The sequence below is a fragment of the Streptomyces rimosus subsp. rimosus genome, from assembly GCF_000720725.1.
In the GTDB taxonomy this organism is placed as follows: domain Bacteria; phylum Actinomycetota; class Actinomycetes; order Streptomycetales; family Streptomycetaceae; genus Streptomyces; species Streptomyces rimosus_A.
Map to the genome: position 1 here is coordinate 1 of NZ_JOCQ01000068.1, position 18345 is coordinate 18345.

Consider the following 18345-nt stretch of genomic DNA (forward strand, 5'->3'; position numbering starts at 1 on the left):
GCGCCGTGCGGCGGGGCGGTGGGCGGCGGAGCCGCGGGCCAGCCCGGCGCGGGCGGCGCGGCCGGCTGCTGCTGCGGTACGGGATGGCCCGGGGTCCAGCTCATCGCGGACACGGGCCCCGGCACCGGTCCGTGAGGCGGTGGCAGCGGCGCCCCCACTGCGTGCTGCATCCGGTGGCTCTCCGTCTCGTGCGGTCGATCTCGTGGCCGCCCGCGGTGCGTGGTGCTCACCGTACGGGCGGGGCTGTCGTCCGTACGGCGCTCGGGTGCGCGCCGGGCGTCCGGCCCGGGTGGGCCGATGTGGTTGTCCGGCGAACGGTACCCGCAGAAGGTGACCGCAGTCCTCCCCCGGCGGGGCGGCCGGCGGCCCCGGCCGTCGCCGGAGCGGCGGCCGGGGGTGCGGCGCGGGGCGCCCGGGGCGCGGTGGTCAGCCGGTGGGTTCGGCGGCCAGCGCGCGCAACGCGAGTTCGTACGAGCCGATGCCGAAGCCCGCCACCGTGCCGCTGGCGACCGCCGCGATCACCGAGGTGTGGCGGAACTCCTCGCGGGTGTACGGGTTGGAGATGTGCACCTCGATGAGCGGCGCGGTGCGCTGGGCGGCTGCGTCCCGCATCGCGTACGAATAGTGCGTGAACGCGCCGGGGTTGATGACGACCGGGATCGAGCCGTCGGCCGCCTCGTGCAGCCAGCGGATCATCTCGCCCTCGTCGTTGGTCTCCCGGACCTCGGCCGCCAGGCCCAGTTCCTCGCCGAGCGCGGTGCAGCGCTCGACCAGGCCGGCGTACGACGTGGAGCCGTAGACGTCGGGCTCGCGGGAGCCCAGGCGGCCGAGGTTGGGCCCGTTGAGGACCAGGACGCGCCTCACGCGGCGATCTCCGCGTGCGCGGCGAGCAGCATCGCCGGGTCCGGGCCCTCCAGGACGGTGGGCTTGGCCAGGCCGTCCAGGACGATGAAGCGCAGCCGGTCACCGCGCGACTTCTTGTCCACCTTCATGGTCTCCAGCAGCTTGGGCCACTGGTCGCCGCGGTAGGTCAGCGGCAGGCCCACCGACGCCAGGACGGCGCGGTGCCGGTCGGCGGTCGCGTCGTCCAGGCGCCCGGCGATGCGGCCCAGTTCGGCGGCGAAGACCATGCCGACGGAGACCGCGGCGCCGTGCCGCCAGTTGTAGCGCTCGTTCTTCTCGATGGCGTGGCCCAGGGTGTGGCCGTAGTTGAGGATCTCGCGCAGCCCGGATTCCTTCAGGTCCGCGGAGACCACCTCGGCCTTGACCCGGATGGCCCGCTCGATCAGCTCGGTGGTGTGCGGGCCGTCGGGGCGCTTGGCGCCCTCGGGGTCGGACTCGATCAGCTCCAGGATGGCCGGGTCGGCGATGAAGCCCGCCTTGATGACCTCGGCGAGCCCGGAGACGTAGTCGTGGACCGGGAGGGAGTCCAGCGCGGCCAGGTCGCACAGCACGCCGGCCGGCGGGTGGAAGGCGCCGACCAGGTTCTTGCCCTCGGCGGTGTTGATGCCGGTCTTGCCGCCGACCGCGGCGTCCACCATGCCGAGCACGGTGGTCGGTACGGCGATCCAGCGCACACCGCGCAGCCAGGTCGCGGCGACGAAGCCCGCGACGTCGGTGGTGGCGCCGCCGCCGACGCCCACGATCACGTCGGTACGGGTGAAACCGGTCTGGCCCAGCGCCTTCCAGCAGTACGCGGCGACCTCGGCGGTCTTGGCCTCCTCCGCGTTGGGCAGCTGGACGGCGATGGCCTCGTACCCCTGCGAGGCCAGGTCCTCGCGCAGCGCCTCACCGGTGGCGGCCAGTGCCTCCGGGTGCAGCACGGCGACCCGCTGCGCCTTCTTGCCGATCAGGCCTGCCAGCTCGCCCAGCAGCTGCCGGCCGACCAGGACCTCGTACGGGTCGGTGCCCGCGGTGCCGCCGACCTGGATGCGGATGGGCTGCTCCGTCACGGGTGATCCTCTCTCCCGGGCGTCCCGGGGGCCGCGGCGTCCGCCGCCGGGGCCCCGGTCTCCGGTGATGTGTGTAGCTGCAATGCGTCCAGTACGGCGTCGGCGACCTGTTCGGGCGTGCGGCCGTCCGTGGCGACCACGGCGCGCGCGACCTCCGTGTACAGCGGGCGGCGCGCCTCCATCAGCTCGCGCCAGCGCTGCCGCGGGTTGACGGCGAGCAGCGGGCGGGGCGCGTCGAGGCCCACGCGCCGTACGGCGTCGGCCAGTTGGACGTCCAGGAAGACGACGGGCAGACCGGTCAGCAGGGCACGGGTGCCCTCGTCCATGACCGCGCCGCCGCCGAGCGAGAGCACGCCGGGGTGGGTACCGACGGCGGCCCGTACGGCCTGCCGCTCCAGCTCGCGGAAGTGCGGCTCGCCGTGGTCGATGAAGATCTCCGGGATCGGCTTGCCCGCGCCCGCCTCGATGTCCGCGTCGGTGTCCCGGTAGCCCGCGCCGAGCCGTTCGGCCAGCAGGGCCCCCACGGTGGACTTCCCCGCGCCCGGGGGACCCACCAGCACCACGAGCGGCGGCGTCACTTGATCGCCAGGCTGTCGAGGAAGGACCGCACGTTGCGGCGGGTCTCCGGCACGCTGTCGCCGCCGAACTTCTCCGCCACCGCGTCGGCCAGCACCAGCGCCACCATCGCCTCGGCGACGATGCCGGCCGCGGGGACCGCGCACACGTCGGAGCGCTGGTGGTGGGCCTGGGTGGCCTCGCCGGTGGTGACGTCGATGGTGGCCAGGGCGCGCGGGACGGTCGCGATCGGCTTCATCGCGGCCCGTACGCGCAGCAGCTCGCCGGTGGTCAGGCCGCCCTCGGTGCCGCCGGAGCGGCCGGTGGCGCGGCGGATTCCCTCGTCGGTGGAGACGATCTCGTCGTGCGCCTTCGAGCCGGGCACCCGGGCCAGGTCGAAGCCGTCGCCGACCTCGACGCCCTTGATGGCCTGGATGCCCATGAGGGCACCGGCCAGCCGCGCGTCCAGCCGGCGGTCCCAGTGCACGTGCGAGCCGAGGCCGACGGGCACGCCGTACGCCAGCACCTCGACCACACCGCCGAGGGTGTCACCGTCCTTGTGGGCCTGGTCGATCTCGGCGACCATCGCGGCACTCGCCTCCGGGTCCAGGCAGCGCACCGGGTCGGCGTCCAGCCGCTCGACGTCCGAGGGCTCGGGGACGACGCCGTACGGGGCCTTGGCGGCGGCCAGCTCGACCACGTGCGAGACGATCTCGATGCCGGCCGTCTCCTTGAGGTAGGAGCGGGCGACCGTGCCGAGCGCGACGCGGGCGGCGGTCTCGCGGGCGGAGGCGCGCTCCAGGATCGGGCGGGCCTCGTCGAAACCGTACTTCTGCATGCCGGCGAGGTCGGCGTGGCCGGGGCGGGGGCGGGTCAGCGGCGCGTTACGGGCCAGCTCGGCCAGCTCCGCGGGGTCGACCGGGTCGGCCGCCATGACCTTCTCCCACTTGGGCCACTCGGTGTTCCCGACCATGATCGCGACGGGCGAGCCGAGGGTGCGTCCGTGCCGGACGCCGCCGAGGAAGGTGACCTCGTCGCGCTCGAACTTCATGCGGGCACCGCGGCCATAGCCGAGCCGGCGACGGGCCAGGGCGTCCGCCACCATGTCCGTGGTGATCGGGACGCCGGCCGGGAGGCCCTCCAGCGTCGCCACGAGTGCGGGGCCGTGCGACTCCCCCGCCGTCAGCCAGCGCAACCTGCTCAACGATGCTCCTCATGTCCTGCTACTGCGCGAACAGTCTCCCCCTGATCCTCCCACGTCCGCCCCGGCGGACCGCTCCCCGTCCAGGAAGCGGACCGGCGGTGGACACGCCGGGCGGGTCACCGTCCGGCGAGCGCCTTCTCCCCCGCCGCGCGCATCGCCGCCAGCGGCGCCGGCGAGCGTCCCGTCATCTGCTCCACCTGGAGCACGGCCTGGTGGACGAGGAGGTCCAGGCCGCCCACGACCGCGCCGCCGCGGGCGCTCCACGCGGCGGCCAGGGCGGTCGGCCACGGTTCGTACAGCACGTCGAAGAGGGTGCCGGGCCGCTCGGGCACGGCGGCGGCCAGCGCGTCGGTGGTGCCGGCCGGGGTGGTGGCGACCACCAGCGGCGCCTCGAAGGCCGCGGCCGCCTTCGACCAGTCGGCGGTACGGACGGCGACGCCCAGCCGTTCGCCCCAGCCGCGCATCTCCGCGGCCCGCGCCTCGCTGCGTACATAGGCGGTCACCTCGCCCGTGCAGATCCGGGACAGGGCGGCGAGCGCGGAGGAGGCGGTGGCGCCCGCGCCGAGGACCGCCGCCCCTTCGACCTGCTGCACGCCGCGCTCGCGCAGCGCGGCCAGCATGCCGGGGATGTCGGTGTTGTCACCGGTGCGCCGCCCGTCCTCGGTGAAGACGACGGTGTTCACGGCCTCGACGGAGGCGGCGGTGTCGCTGATCGCGTCCAGCAGCGGGATCACCGCCCGCTTGAGCGGCATGGTCAGGGACAGGCCCGCCCACGCGCCGTCCAGCCGTTCGAGGAAGCCGGGCAGCGCGGCCTCGTCGACCTCGTGGCGGCCGTACTCCCAGTCGGCCAGGCCCAGTTCGGCGTAGGCGGCCCGGTGCAGGACCGGGGAGAGGGAGTGGGCGATGGGCGACCCGAGGACCGCGGCGCGGCGGCGGACCTGGACTTCACTGGACATGGTGCTCCTCAGCTCGGACCCGCGAAACGATAGACGAACACCGCGCGGTGACCGAGGCGCCCCCGGACCGGCCGCCCCTGGACCGGCCGCCGCCGGACCGCGGCGACCGGGGGCCGGAGCCTACGACTGGCGCTTGCGCTTGTTGAACTCCTGGACCAGCTTCTCGTGGTCCTTGAGGTTGGTCGTGAAGTCGGTCTTCTTCCCGTCGATGGAGATGAAGAACAGCCACTTGGCGCTCTGGTCCGGGTCGATCGACGCCTTCAGCGCGTCCTCGCCGGGGTTGCCGATCGGGCCGGGCGGCAGCCCCTTGTAGAAGTACGTGTTGTACGCGTCGTTGTAGTTGCGGATCTCGCGCGTACTGATGTCGATCTTGCTCTGGTTCTTCAGGTAGTTGTACGTCGAGTCGAATTCGAGCTTCTGGTTGGTGACCGTGTTGCTCGGCGCGAGCCGGTTGTAGACGACCGCGGCCATCTTGCGGAAGTCGTCGTGGGTGATGCCCTCGGCCTGGGTGAGGCTGGCGACCGTGATGAGGTCCAGCGGCGACTTCAGGCCGAACTTCTTCGCGTTCTCCTCCAGGTCGTACTTGGCGTACTCCCGGTTGGCCCGCGTCACCATCTCCTTGAGGACCTCGGCCGGCTTGGCCTTGCCGCTGACGCTGTAGGTGGAGGGGTAGAGGAACCCCTCCAGCGGGTCCTTGATCTTCGGGTTGCTGTTCGCCCAGGAGGGCAGCCCCAGGTTCTTGGCCTCGGAGGCGGCGACGTCCTTGGTCGTACCGGCCTTCAGGTGCAGCTTCTTGTCGATCAGGTCGTAGACGGCGCCGTTGCGCAGGCCCTCGCGGACGGTGAGGCCGTTGCGGCTCTTGGGGTCCAGCATGAGCTTGACCGCGGACGCCGCCGACATCTGCTTGCGCATCGAGTAGGCGCCGGCCTGGAGCTTCTTGCCCTGGTCGTTCTCGTTCGCCGCCTCGGTGAAGGCGTCGGCGCTCTTGACCACGCCCTCGCGCTTGAGGATCAGGCCCATCTGCAGGACGGTGCTGCCCGACGGGATCTGGACCTGGACATCACCGGCGCCTTCGCCCTGGAAGTCGGGGGCCGGGCCGAAGTGGCTCTTCCAGAAGTCGTAGCCGAAGTAGGCGACCGCGCCGCCGCCGACGAGGAAGACGCCCGCGACGACCAGGCAGGCCGTACGGCTGCGCTTCTTGCCCTTCTTGCCGCCCTTGCCGCGGCGCTCCCGGCCGGCCCGGCGCTCCTCGCGCGGGTCGGCGTCGTCGTCGTAGCCGTCACCGTCCGGGTCGTCCTTGAAGAAGGAGTGCGCCGGTTCCCGGACCTGTTCGTCCTGCTCGGGTCCGGGAGCGGCCCGGAAGTCGTCGCCGGGCGGGGAGGGGTGCGGCGGCTGGCGCAGCTGCTCCGGGCGCACCGCCTCGAACTGCGCGGTCTGCGAGATCTGCTCGCCCTGCTCGCCCTGGCCCTGCGGGTCGTGCGGCCCGGCCTGCTGCTGACGCAGGTGCTGCGGCTGCGGCGGCGGGAACGCGTCCTGGGTCCCGTAGTAGTCGGGGCTCTGGCCGCTGTAGGGGTCGACCGGCGGCTGCTGGCCGTACGGGTCGTACGGGGCGCCGCCCTGGGAGGCGTCCCAGCCGCCATTGTACTGCTGCTGGGCCTGATGCGGGCCGGACAGCTCATCCCACTGGGGCTGCTGCTGGCCCTGGGGGTGTGGCCCCTGGTGCTGCTGGCCCTGCGGATGCGGCCCCTGGTGCTGCTGGCCGTGCGGCTGCTGACCGTAGTGCTGCTGCTGGCCACCCTGCGGCTGGCCTCCGTAGGCGGCCTGCTGCTGGTGCTGGCCGCCGTACTGTCCCCCGTAGTGACCTTGCTGAGGCTGTTGCGGCTGACCTCCGTAACGACCCTGGTCTCCGTAGAGAGGGTCGTCGGGATGCCACGGTTCGGAGCCGTAGCCCCGGCCATACTCAGTCATCGATCCCCTAGAGCCGCGAGGCGGCGCGCTCCTGGGTGGCAGCGCCTGCGGTACCGACCGCCTCTTTCTGCACGTGCGGTTGTTCGATCCGCCGCGACGTCGCGCGGAACGTTACCGTACCGCGATCAGATGACCACTTCGACGCTCTCGCCGGGTGGGTGACCAGACACCCGTTCGGTCTCCAGTGCACTCTGGAGAATGACCACCGCAGCGGCCTGATCCACCACGGAGCGGCCCTTCTTGCTGCGCACTCCGGATGCCCGCAGGCCCTGCGTGGCTGTGACGGTTGTCATGCGCTCATCGACCAGGCGCACCGCCACCGGAGCGATCCCGCGCGCCATCTCCTGCGCGAAGGCCCGCACCTTGGCCGCGGCCGGCCCCTCTCCCCCGTTCAGGGAGCGGGGCAGGCCGACGACGACCTCAAGGGGCTCGTACTCCTCGACGAGCGCCTTCAGGCGCCGGTGCGCGGCCGGGACGTCCCGGCCGGGCACCGTCTCCACGGGCGTCGCGAGGACCCCGTCGGGGTCGCACGAGGCGACCCCGATCCGGGCGTCCCCCACGTCGATGGCGAGGCGCCTGCCGCGCCGCATCTCACTCACGCGCTCAGGCCGCCTCGGCCACGAGACGCTCGACGGCCTCGATGGCCTCGGGCACCGCGGCGGCGTTCTGGCCGCCGCCCTGGGCCACGTCCGGCTTGCCGCCGCCACCGCCGCCGAGCGTCTTGGCGGCCGTACGGACCAGGTCGCCGGCCTTGATGCCGCGCTCGCGGGCGGCCTCGTTGGTGGCGATGACGGTCAGCGGGCGGCCGCCCGCGACGGTGAACAGGGCGACCACGGCCGGGCGGTCGCCCGGGATGCGGCCGCGCACGTCCAGCACCAGCTTGCGCAGGTCGTCGGCGGACGTGCCGTCGGCGATCTGGGCGGCGGCCAGCGCGACGCCTCGCACGTCCTTGGCCTCCTGGGCCAGCCCGGCGGCGGCCTGGAGGACCTTCTCGGCGCGGTAGCGCTCGATCTCCTTCTCGGCCTCCTTGAGCTTGGCCAGCACGCCGGAGATCTTCTCCGGCAGCTCCTCCGGGCGGCCCTTGACCAGCTCGGTCAGCTGCGAGACGACGGTGTGCTCACGGGCGAGGAAGTTGTACGCGTCCACGCCGACCAGGGCCTCCACGCGGCGCACGCCGGAGCCGATGGACGACTCGCCGAGCAGCTTGACCAGACCGAGCTGAGCGGTGTTGGCCACGTGGGTGCCGCCGCACAGCTCCTTGGAGAAGTCGCCGATGGTCACCACGCGCACCCGGTCGCCGTACTTCTCGCCGAACTCGGCGATGGCGCCCTGCTTCTTGGCGTCCTCCATGCTCATGACCTCGGCCTGGACGTCCAGTTCGCGGGAGAGCACCTCGTTGATGCGCTGCTCCACGTCGGTCAGGACCGTGCCGGGCACGGCGGCCGGCGAGCCGAAGTCGAACCGGAAGCGGCCCGGGGAGTTCTCCGAACCGGCCTGGGCGGCCGTGGGGCCGAGCGCGTCGCGCAGGGCCTGGTGGGTGAGGTGGGTGGCGCTGTGGGCGCGGGCGATGGCCCGGCGGCGCTTGACGTCGATGGTGGCGTACGCGGGCGAGCCGACCACGACCTCGCCGACCTGCACGACGCCCTTGTGCACCGTGACGCCGGGCACCGGCTGCTGCACGTCGCGGACCTCGACGACGGCGCCGGACTCCAGCTTGATCCGGCCGGTGTCGGCGAGCTGGCCGCCGCCCTCGGCGTAGAAGGGCGTGCGGTCCAGGACGACCTCGACCTCGTCGCCCTCCTGGGCGGCGGGGGCCGACACACCGTTGGCCAGCAGGCCCACGACGGAGGACTCGCCCTCGGTGTGGGTGTAGCCGGTGAAGACGGTGGCGCCGGAGCGGTCGGCCACCTCGCGGTAGGCGGACAGGTCGGCGTGGCCGTGCTTCTTGGCCTGGGCGTCGGCCTTGGCGCGCTCCCGCTGCTCCTTCATCAGCCGGCGGAAGCCGTTCTCGTCCACCGAAAGGCCCTGTTCGGCGGCCATTTCGAGGGTGAGGTCGATGGGGAAGCCCCAGGTGTCGTGGAGCAGGAACGCCTTGTCGCCGGGGAGCACCGTGCTGCCGGCGGCCTTGGTCTCGGTGACGGCGGTGTCGAGGATGTTGGTGCCGGCCTTCAGCGTCTTGAGGAAGGCGGCCTCCTCGGCCAGCGCGACCGTCTCGATGCGCTTGCGGTCCTCCAGCAACTCCGGGTACTGCTGGCCCATCGTCTTGATGACCACGTCCAGCAGGTCGGCGACGACCGGGCCGGTGGCGCCGAGCAGGCGCATGTTGCGGATGGCGCGGCGCATGATGCGGCGCAGCACATAGCCGCGGCCCTCGTTGCCGGGCGTGACGCCGTCGCCGATGAGCATGGTGGACGTACGCATGTGGTCGGCGACGACGCGCAGCGACACGTCGGTGTCGTCGGTGGCGCCGTAGCGTACGCCGGTCAGGTCGCCGGCCTTGTCGATGACGACGCGCAGCGTGTCGGTCTCGTACATGTTGCGGACGCCCTGGAGGATCATCGCCAGGCGTTCCAGGCCGAGGCCGGTGTCGATGTTCTGGCTCGGCAGGTCACCGAGGATCTCGAAGTCCTCCTTGCCGGTGCCCGCGCCGCGCTCGTACTGCATGAAGACCAGGTTCCAGATCTCCACGTAGCGCTCGTCGTTGACGGCCGGGCCGCCCTCGACGCCGAATTCCGGGCCGCGGTCGTAGTTGATCTCGGAGCACGGGCCGCAGGGGCCCGGGACGCCCATGGACCAGTAGTTCTCCTTCTTGCCCAGGCGCTGGATGCGCTCCTTGGGCACCCCGACGACCTCGTGCCAGATGCGCTCGGCCTCGTCGTCGTCCAGGTAGACGGTGATCCAGAGCTTCTCCGGGTCCAGGCCGAAGCCGCCGTCGTCCTGGGAGCCGGTCAGCAGTTCCCAGGCGTACTTGATGGCGCCTTCCTTGAAGTAGTCGCCGAAGGAGAAGTTGCCGCACATCTGGAAGAACGTGCCGTGCCGGGTGGTCTTGCCGACCTCTTCGATGTCCGGCGTGCGCACGCACTTCTGGACGCTGGTGGCGCGCGGCCACGGCGGCTTGACCTCGCCGAGGAAGTACGGCTTGAAGGGCACCATGCCCGCGGGGACCAGCAGCAGCGTCGGGTCGTCCGCGATGAGCGACGCCGACGGCACGACGGTGTGCCCGCGCTCCTCGAAGAAGCGCAGCCAGCGGCGGCGGATTTCAGCCGACTCCATCAGTGGTCCTCATTTCCGGTCGGTCCGGTCGGTCCGGGGGTAATCGTTCGGTGCTGCGTGATCTGGTACTGCGGCGTGTCGAGCGCGGCGCGGGAGCGCGCCGGGGGCAGTGCGCGTGCGTCGCCCCGGTCCGTCAGGCCCAGCGCTTCGTACAGCTGCCCTTCACGGTCCGACATTTCCGTGCGGACGTCCACTGCAAATTGGCGCAGCCGGTGGCCGGTCTCGACGGCCTTGCCGGCGGCCTGCGCGGCCAGGCTGTCGGGCTGGAGCTTGCGCAGCTTGCGGTGGACCTTGGTGGTGGCCCACACTCCGGCGGCGGCGCCGGTGGTGAACCAGAATGCGCGGCGGAACATCGCGGCGATCAGTCCTTGGAGCGACGGTTGCGGCGCCCGCCGCGGCGGGCGGCGGGCAGGGTACGGCCGACGACGGTGCGCTTCGGCTCGGGCGGTGCGCCCTTCCTGCCGATCGCGCGGCGCACGCCGTAGCCGAACGCCGCGACCTTGACCAGCGGTCCGCCGAAGGCGGAGGAGACGGTCGAGGAGAGCGCGGAGGCGTTGGCGGTGACCTCCTGGACGTCGGAGGCGATGGCGTCGACCCGGGCGAGCTGGGTGTGCGCGGAGCGGACGGTCGCGGACGCGTCGGCCAGCAGCGGTACGGCCTGCTCGGACACCTCGGCGACCATCCGGGTCGTCGCCTTGAGCGTCTGCGCGAGCCTCACCAGCACGAGGGCGAGGAAGGACACGAGGATCGCCCAGAAGACGGCCACGAGGATCCCGGCCACCTCTCCACCGGTCACGTTGGCACCACTCTCCGACTGATTCTGTTCCGGTTCCGTCCTGCTCGAACGGCAGATCCCGAGCCTATCGCGCCGCGGGCGCGCGCCCGTACCGCACTGCCCGTGCGACACCCGGGCAGCACGGGGCCACCGCCGGGCGATTGTACGGTCCGCACACCTGCGAGTACGCTCCGTGTCCCATGCGACGCCCCCTGCCCCGCCCTTCCTCCGCTCGCCTGCGGGTGCCCGGCAATCTGCCCGCGGAGCTGACCCGGTTCATCGGCCGCGACGGCGAACTCGCCGCGCTGGCCGGACATCTGGAGTCCGCCCGGCTGGTGACGCTCACCGGGGTCGGCGGCGTGGGGAAGTCCCGGCTCGCCACCCAAGCCGCGACAATCTTGCAGGATCGCTTCTGCGATGGGGTGTGGCTGGCCGAGCTGGCCCCGCTGCGCCACGGGCACCTGCTGGACCACGCGGTCGCCGAGGCGCTGGGCCTCGCCGACCACACGGGCCGGCCGCCGCGCGCCGCGCTGCGCGACCACCTCGCCGGCCGTGATCTGCTGCTCGTCCTGGACGGCTACGAGCACCTGGTCGACGACTGCGCCGACCTCGCCGCCGACCTGCTGCGGCGCGCGCCGGGCCTGCGCGTACTGGCGGCGGGCCGGCGCCCGCTCGGCCTGCCCGGCGAGCAGAACCTGCCGCTGCCGCCGATGGACGGCCCGGACGCGGCGGGGCTGTTCCACGACCGCGCCACGGCCGTGGTCCCCGGCTTCGCCACGGACCCGTCGGGCGAGGCCGCCGTCGCCGAACTGTGCCGCCGGCTGGACGGCATCCCGCTCGCGCTGGAACTGGCCGCCGGGCGGCTGCGGGCCCTGTCGGTGGAACAGGTGCTGCACCGGCTCGACGACCGCTTCCGGCTGCTGACCGGCGGCTATCCCGGCGCCCGCGCGGGCCTTTCGGCCCCGCGGGGCGCGGCCGAGTGCCGCCACCGGACGCTGCGGACGGCCATCGGCTGGAGCCACGAGCTGTGCACGCCCGCCGAGCGCCTGCTGTGGGCGCGGCTGTCGGTGTTCGCCGGGCAGTTCGACCTGGACGCGGCGGAGTACGTCTGCTCGGGCCCGGACCTGCCGGCGGACGAACTGGTCGACGTGCTCGGGGAACTGGTGGCCCAGTCGGTCGTCGTACGGGAGGAGACCCCGGCGGGCGTGCGCCACCGGATGCTGGACACCGTCCGGGAGTACGGGGCGGGCTGGCTGGACGCGGCGGGCGACGCCGAGCGGCTGCGCCGGCGGCACCGCGACTGGTACGTGGGCCTGGCGACCTGGTGCGAGCTGGACTGGTTCAGCCCGCGGCAGGCCGAGGTGGCCGCCCGTATCGAGTGCGAACTGCCGAACCTGCGGGTCGCCCTGGAGTACAGCCTCGACAGCACCGGGGACGCGCACCTGGGCCAGTACCTGGCGGGCACGCTGTGGTTCTACTGGGCCGGATGCGGGCGGCTCTCCGAAGGGCGGCACTGGCTCGACCGCTCCCTGGAGCTGGAGGGCGACCACGACGACGCCCGGCTGAAGGCGCTGTGGGTGGCCGGGTACGTGGCGGTGCTCCAGGGCGACGCGGTCGGCGCGATAAGCGCCCTCCAGGAGTGCCGCGAGGGCGCGGAGCGCACCGGCAACGCCACCGCCGCCGCCTACGCCCTGCACCGCACCGGCTGCCTGGCGCTGGTCCGCGACGACATGCCGCGCGCCGAGCGGCTGCTGCGCGACGCGCTCAGCCGCTACCGGGAGATCGGCGAGCTCAACAGCAATGTGCTGATGGGGCAGGTCGAGCTGGCGATGGCGGTGGCGTTCCAGGGCGACCTCGCGCAGGCGGTGCGGTTGTGCGAGGACGTACGGCAGGTCTGCGACGACCACGGGGAGCGGTGGACCCTGGCGTACGCGCTGTACGTGCTGGGGTACGCGGCCTGGAGCCGTGGCGAGACGGCGCGGGCCCGTGCCCTGCTGACCGAGTGCCTGGCCATCGACCACACCTTCCACGACCTGCTGGGCGCGGTGCTGGCCATCGAGATGCTGGCGCTGGTCACGCTGGGCGAGGGGGACGCGGCCGAGGCGGCGCGGCTCCAGGGTGCCGCCGGGCGGATCTGGCCGGCGGTGGGGCTGCCGCTGTTCGGCTCGCGGTACTTCAACCAGCCGCACCGGCTGTGCGAGGAGCGGGCGCAGGAGGCGCTGGGGGCCGAGCGGTACGGACGCTGTCTGCGGGAGGGCGCCCGGCTGGACCTGGACGCGGTGGTGGCGCGGATTCTCGGCGGCGGCACGGCTTCCCGGCCGGAGGGCCCGGTACTGGGCACGCGCTCCGGCAGGGCGCCGGAAACGCCCCCGGAAACGGACGAACCCGCCGCCTCCCCCTCCGCGAACGGCGGGGAGACGGCGGGCTGAGCACGCGACCGGCCGCGCGCGGGGCGCGGCCGTGCGGTGACTACGCCTGGATCAGCGGGCGTAGTACTCGACGACGAGCTGCTCGTCGCAGATCACCGGGATCTCCTTGCGCTGCGGGTCACGGTCCAGGCGGAACGCCAGGGCCTTGAGGTTGACCTGCAGGTAGCGGGGGGTCTCGCCCTCGGGGGCGTAGCCACCCTCACGCGCGACCTGGAAGGGGTGCTTCTCGCGGCTGCGCTCGCGGACCATCACGACGTCGTCGGGACGGACGCGGAAGGACGGCTTGTCGACCTTGCGGTCGTTGACCGCGATGTGGCCGTGGACGACCATCTGACGGGCCTGGTAGATCGTCCGGGCGATGCCCGAACGCAGGACGAGCGCGTCCAGACGGCGCTCAAGCTCGATGATCAGCGCTTCGCCTGTCTTGCCTTCGACCTTCCGAGCGCGGTCGTAGGCGCGCACCATCTGACGCTCGCTGATGTCGTACTGAGCGCGCAGACGCTGCTTCTCCAGCAGACGGACCTTGTAGTCACTGTTCTGCTTGCGGCCACGGCCGTGCTCGCCGGGCGGGTAGGGACGGGCCTCGAAGTACTTGACGGCCTTCGGCGTCAGCGCGATGCCGAGCGCGCGCGACTTCTTGACCTTGGGACGCGACTGGTTCACGTGGAACAGACCTCCGTGTAAGTTAGGTTAGGCTTACCTTACTGCGAGGAGAACGCATGTTTCGACCTGGGATCCCCCTGCCCGGTGCTGGTCAGAGCACTGGGATGGGTCAGCCGCGTCCCGTGGAAGACGCCCAGCAGCCAACCGCCGCCGAGCGCGTACGAACCCTCGTCGAGTCCAATGGTATGGCCTCGCTGAACATCCCCGGAATCGAGGACCCCGACGACGCCGGACTCTCCGCACCAGTATGCCGTACGGTCACCGGTGCTGGTGACGTGCTCCTGCTGGTTCCCGGGGACTCCGCGGCCGCCAGGGCCGCCGCACACGCCCAGGACGACGACCTCACCGCGGTGATGGAGATCACCGACGTGGCACCCGTCTCGGTGCCCCACCGCATCCGCGGCCGGGCCTGGGTCGCCGGCTGGCTCACCCCCGTACGCAACGAGGAGCGCGCCCGCGCGGCGATGCTGCTCGCCGAGCGGCACCCCGTCGGCGAACTGCTCGGCATCGGCGAGGCCCTCCAGCCGGACCCGCCACCGGGCATGCTCGGGCGGCCCGCCTGGATGATGCTGCGCATGGAGGTCGGCGAGGCCGCCGTGGACGACCTGTGGGGCGCGCAGTCCGTGGAACCGGAGAAGTTCGCCGCGGCCGAGCCGGACCCGCTGGCGGCCCACGAGGCGGAGCTGCTCCAGCACCTGCACTCGGCCCACAGCGACCAGGTACGCGGCCTGTGCACCCTGCTCGGCGACCGCTCCCAACGCGCCTGCGACTTCCGCGACCGGGCCGTACCGGTGGCCCTGGACCGCTTCGGCCTCCGCGTCCGCTTCACCGACCCCGCACACCGCTCCTTCGACGCCCGCTTCGACTTCCCGGAACCGGTCCGGGACGTCTCGGAGCTGCGACGGGCGATGCACACGCTGTTCGACGCGGCGGCGTCGGGGTGAAGCGTGGGGCCGCCCCCGGGCGGGCCGGATCAAGCCCGTCCGGGGGGCCGCAGGCCGATCACGGTTCCTCGCCGCGCAAGCGGCCCCGCACCCGCTCCGTCACATCCGCATACCGCGCCTCGGAGCCGTACCGCGTGGGCGTGTAATACCGCTTCCCGTGCACCTCGTCGGGCGCGTACTGCTGGGCCGCGATCCCGCCGGGGAGGTCGTGGGGGTACTGGTACCCCTTGCCGTGTCCCAGCTTCTCGGCGCCCTTGTAGTGGCTGTCGCGCAGATGCGGCGGCACCGGGCCCGCGAGCCCGGCCCGTACGTCTGCGAGGGCGGCGTCGATCGCCAGGTAGGCCGCGTTCGACTTGGGGGCCAGCGCCAGCGCGATCGTGGCCTGGCTGAGGGTGATCCGGGCCTCCGGGAAGCCGATCATCGCGACGGCCTGCGCCGCGGCCACCGCGGTCTGCAGGGCGGACGGGTCGGCGAGCCCGATGTCCTCGCTCGCCGAGATCATCAGCCGCCGGGCGATGAACCGCGGGTCCTCCCCCGCCTCGATCATCCGCGCCAGATAGTGCAGCGCCGCGTCCACGTCGGAGCCGCGGATGGACTTGATCAGCGCGCTGGCGACGTCGTAGTGCTGGTCACCGGCCCGGTCGTACTTCACGGCCGCCCGGTCGACGGACTCCTCCAGCGTCTGGAGGGTGATCTCCTTCTCCCCCTTGGAGATCGCGGACCCGGCCCCGGCCTCCAGGGCGGTGAGCGCGCGGCGGGCGTCGCCGCCGGCGATGCGCAGCAGGTGCGCCTCGGTGTCCTCGGGCAGCGTGACCGCGCCCGCCAGCCCCCGCGCGTCGGTGAGCGCGCGCCGCAGCAGGCCGCGCAGGTCGTCGTCGGTGAGCGGTTCGAGCGTGAGCAGGAGGGAGCGGGAGAGCAGCGGGGAGATCACCGAGAAGTACGGGTTCTCGGTCGTCGCGGCGATCAGCGTCACCCAGCGGTTCTCGACGGCGGGCAGCAGGGAGTCCTGCTGGGCCTTGCTGAAGCGGTGGATCTCGTCGAGGAAGAGAACGGTCTCCTTGCCGTAGCCGCCGGAGGCGCGGCGGGCGCCGTCGATGACGGCCCGCACCTCCTTGACGCCGGCGGTGATCGCCGACAGCTCGACGAAGCGCTTGTTCGTGGCCTGGCTGACCACGTACGCGAGGGTCGTCTTGCCGATGCCGGGCGGGCCCCACAGGAAGACGGAGGACGGTCCGGCGGGGCCGCCGTTGCCCTCGCCGACCAGGCGGCGCAGGGGCGAGCCCGGCTTGAGCAGGTGCTGCTGGCCGACGACCTCGTCGAGGGTGCGCGGACGCATCCGTACGGCGAGGGGCGACCCCGCGGGGTCTTTCTCCTGGCGGTCTTCGGCAGCGGCGGTGAACAGGTCGGGCTCCACGCTTCAGAGCCTAAGCCACCCCACTGACAACGCGGCCGGGGGCCGACCGGTGTGCACCGGTCGGCCCCCGGCCGCGTTCCGTACCTCAGATCAGGCTGCTCCAGTACGACCACCACTTGGTCAGGATCAGCAGCGCGATCACGCCGTACCAGAGCACCGGCACGACCCAGTGGAACTCCAGCACCACCTTGCGCAGCCCCTCCGGCGCCGGGATGATCCCGTGCTTGAGGTTGTGCACGGTGGTGTACCAGAACATCAGGATCGTGACGCACCAGGTCAGCGTGCACCACAGGCACAGCGAGTTGATCACGTACAGCGACTGCGACATCAGCCACATGCAGAAGACGGAGCCCGCGAGCGTGCCGATGTTCAGGCCGATCCAGTACCAAGCGCGGTAGCGGGCGCCCGCGAGCAGTCCGGCGCCGATCCCGATGACCACGCCGAACGCGATGAGACCGGCGACCGGGTTGGGGAAGCCGAAGACCTCGGCCTGCGGGCTCTGCATCACGCTGCCGCAGGAGACGATCGGGCTCAGGCTGCAGGCCGGCTTGAAGTTGGGGTCCTTCAGCAGCTCGATCTTGTCCAAGGTGATCACCCAGGACGCGAGGAGCCCCAGGGCACTGGTGACCACCAGCAGCCAGGCCAGGCCCCGCCCCGAGCCGGTCGTGCCGCCGCCGCGGCCGGGGTGATCGTCGCCGGTGGACACGTCGTCAAGCGCTGTCGTCGTCATATCGCCGTTCCGTCGGTGCCTTGGGGAGTGAGCGGAGAGCGCGTGCCAACTGGCGCGCGCCGGGCCCTCATTCTGCCCCAACCGGACACGCGGCCACCGTTCGCTGCGCATAAAGGCCCCCTTCCGAGCCATCGCGCGCACAGCGCGGCGGACGGCCGGAAGGGGGCCTCCTACCCGATGACGGGCGCCCCGTACAGAGGCGGACGGGATCAGCCGAGCCTGCGGCGGACCTCTTCGACGACCTCGGCCAGCGCGACCGGCGCCTGCTCGCCGCTCTCCAGGTCCTTGAGCTGGACGACGCCTTCGGCCAGATCGCGCTCACCGGCGACGACCGCGAGGCGGGCGCCCGAGCGGTTCGCCGACTTCATGGCGTTCTTCAGGCCCTTGCCGCCGTACGCGAAGTCGGTGGCGACCCCGGCCCGGCGCAGCTCGGTGACCGTGGCGAACAGCGTCCGCCGGGCCTCCTCGCCGAGCGGCACGGCGAAGACGGCCGTCGTCGCGGGCAGCTCCAGCTCGACGCCCTCGGCCTCCAGCGCGAGGACCGTGCGGTCCACGCCGAGCGCCCAGCCCACCGACGGCAGCGCGGGGCCGCCGATCATCTCGGAGAGGCCGTCGTAGCGCCCGCCGCCGCCGACCGCGGACTGCGAGCCCAGGCCGTCGTGGACGAACTCGAAGGTCGTACGGGTGTAGTAGTCCAGCCCGCGCACCAGCTTCGGGTCGTCCTCGTACGCGACGCCCGCCGCGGTCAGCAGCTCGCGCACCTGCTCGTGGTACGCCTTGCACGCCTCGCACAGGTGGTCGCGCAGCAGCGGCGCGCCGACCAGCTGCTTCTGCACGTCCGCGCGCTTGTCGTCCAGCACCCGCAGCGGGTTGATCCCGGCGCGGCGGCGGGTGTCCTCGTCCAGGTCGAGCCCGTACAGGAACTCCTGGAGGGCGGCCCGGTAGGCGGGGCGGCACTCCTTGTCGCCGAGCGAGTTGAGCAGGATGCGGAAGTTCTTCAGGCCCAGCGAGCGGTAGGCGTCGTTGGCCAGGATGATCAGCTCGGCGTCCAGCGCCGGGTCCTCGGCGCCGATGGCCTCCGCGCCGACCTGGGAGAAGTGGCGGTAGCGGCCCTTCTGCGGACGCTCGTAGCGGTAGTACGAACCGGAGTACCAGAGCTTGACGGGGAGGTTGCCCGCCTTGTGCAGGTTGGCCTCCAGCGCGGCGCGCAGGACGGAGGCGGTGCCCTCGGGGCGCAGCGCGAGCTTGTCGCCGCCCTTGGTCTCGAAGGCGTACATCTCCTTGGTCACGATGTCGGTGGACTCGCCGACGCCGCGCGCGAACAGCTCGACGTTCTCGAAACCGGGCGTTTCGACGTAGCCGTAGCCGGAGCGCTTGAGGGGTCCGGAGATCGCGTCGCGGACCGCCAGGTAGGTGGCGGACTGCGGCGGGATCAGGTCGTAGGTGCCCTTGGGGGCCTTGAAGGTGCTCACGAAGTTCTCG

16 protein-coding genes are annotated in these 18345 nt (G+C 72.5%); 2 read left to right on the forward strand and 14 right to left on the reverse strand.

From position 1 onward, the window contains the following. Positions 1-426: 426 nt before the first annotated feature. From aroQ to IH45_RS0128890, 10 genes are all read right to left on the reverse strand, one after another. A complete protein-coding gene (aroQ, locus tag IH45_RS0128845) occupies positions 427-864 on the reverse strand; it encodes a type II 3-dehydroquinate dehydratase (RefSeq protein ID WP_030674834.1) in 438 nt (145 codons plus the stop codon). After that, positions 861-1952, reverse strand: coding sequence for a 3-dehydroquinate synthase (gene aroB / locus IH45_RS0128850; RefSeq protein ID WP_030674837.1), 1092 nt, complete (start codon positions 1950-1952; stop codon positions 861-863). The genes aroQ and aroB overlap by 4 nt, the downstream gene beginning before the upstream one ends. After that, positions 1949-2530: a shikimate kinase gene (locus tag IH45_RS0128855; protein WP_030674840.1), complete on the reverse strand. Its 582-nt coding sequence runs from the start codon at positions 2528-2530 to the stop codon at positions 1949-1951. The genes aroB and IH45_RS0128855 overlap by 4 nt, the downstream gene beginning before the upstream one ends. Beyond that, positions 2527-3711 (reverse strand): chorismate synthase, encoded by a 1185-nt coding sequence (aroC, locus tag IH45_RS0128860; protein WP_030674842.1) that lies wholly within the window; start codon positions 3709-3711, stop codon positions 2527-2529. Before aroC ends, IH45_RS0128855 begins: the two co-directional genes overlap by 4 nt. 116 nt (positions 3712-3827) lie before the next feature. Then, positions 3828-4667, reverse strand: coding sequence for a shikimate dehydrogenase (locus IH45_RS0128865; protein ID WP_030674845.1), 840 nt, complete (start codon positions 4665-4667; stop codon positions 3828-3830). A gap of 120 nt (positions 4668-4787) precedes the next feature. After that, entirely contained in the window at positions 4788-6635 is a 1848-nt protein-coding gene (mltG, locus tag IH45_RS0128870) for an endolytic transglycosylase MltG (protein WP_030674848.1), read from the reverse strand. 125 nt (positions 6636-6760) lie between these two features. Beyond that, the gene (gene ruvX / locus IH45_RS0128875) at positions 6761-7225 is read right to left on the reverse strand and encodes a Holliday junction resolvase RuvX (RefSeq protein ID WP_030674850.1); all 465 of its coding nucleotides are present in this window, start codon (positions 7223-7225) and stop codon (positions 6761-6763) included. 13 nt (positions 7226-7238) lie between these two features. Beyond that, a complete protein-coding gene (gene alaS, locus IH45_RS0128880) occupies positions 7239-9908 on the reverse strand; it encodes an alanine--tRNA ligase (RefSeq protein WP_030674852.1) in 2670 nt (889 codons plus the stop codon). Beyond that, positions 9908-10261, reverse strand: a complete 354-nt coding sequence (locus tag IH45_RS0128885; RefSeq protein WP_030674854.1) for a DUF6167 family protein — start codon at positions 10259-10261, stop codon at positions 9908-9910. Before IH45_RS0128885 ends, alaS begins: the two co-directional genes overlap by 1 nt. Positions 10262-10269: 8 nt before the next feature. Beyond that, a complete protein-coding gene (locus IH45_RS0128890) occupies positions 10270-10704 on the reverse strand; it encodes a DUF948 domain-containing protein (protein WP_030178044.1) in 435 nt (144 codons plus the stop codon). A 179-nt stretch (positions 10705-10883) separates the two neighbouring features. Here IH45_RS0128890 and IH45_RS0128895 point away from each other — a divergent pair, with 179 nt between their 5' ends. Continuing rightward, positions 10884-13112, forward strand: a complete 2229-nt coding sequence (locus IH45_RS0128895) for an ATP-binding protein (RefSeq protein WP_030674856.1) — start codon at positions 10884-10886, stop codon at positions 13110-13112. A gap of 51 nt (positions 13113-13163) precedes the next feature. On the opposite strand, the gene rpsD is transcribed toward IH45_RS0128895, so the two are convergent. After that, a complete protein-coding gene (gene rpsD, locus IH45_RS0128900; protein ID WP_003984683.1) occupies positions 13164-13775 on the reverse strand; it encodes a 30S ribosomal protein S4 in 612 nt (203 codons plus the stop codon). Between the two features lie 185 nt (positions 13776-13960). Between rpsD and IH45_RS0128905 the strand changes: the two genes are divergently transcribed. Then, positions 13961-14719 (forward strand): DUF2470 domain-containing protein, encoded by a 759-nt coding sequence (locus tag IH45_RS0128905; RefSeq protein ID WP_030674858.1) that lies wholly within the window; start codon positions 13961-13963, stop codon positions 14717-14719. Positions 14720-14777: 58 nt separating this feature from the next. Here the strand turns inward: IH45_RS0128905 and IH45_RS0128910 are convergent, their stop codons facing one another. The 3 genes from IH45_RS0128910 to hisS form a co-directional block, all read right to left on the reverse strand. After that, complete coding sequence (locus IH45_RS0128910) at positions 14778-16133, reverse strand: replication-associated recombination protein A (RefSeq protein WP_030674860.1); 1356 nt, start codon at positions 16131-16133, stop codon at positions 14778-14780. Between the two features lie 85 nt (positions 16134-16218). Beyond that, entirely contained in the window at positions 16219-16863 is a 645-nt protein-coding gene (locus tag IH45_RS0128915; RefSeq protein WP_030674863.1) for a vitamin K epoxide reductase family protein, read from the reverse strand. Positions 16864-17072: 209 nt separating this feature from the next. Beyond that, entirely contained in the window at positions 17073-18335 is a 1263-nt protein-coding gene (gene hisS / locus IH45_RS0128920; protein ID WP_030674866.1) for a histidine--tRNA ligase, read from the reverse strand. Between the last annotated feature and the right edge of the window lie 10 nt (positions 18336-18345).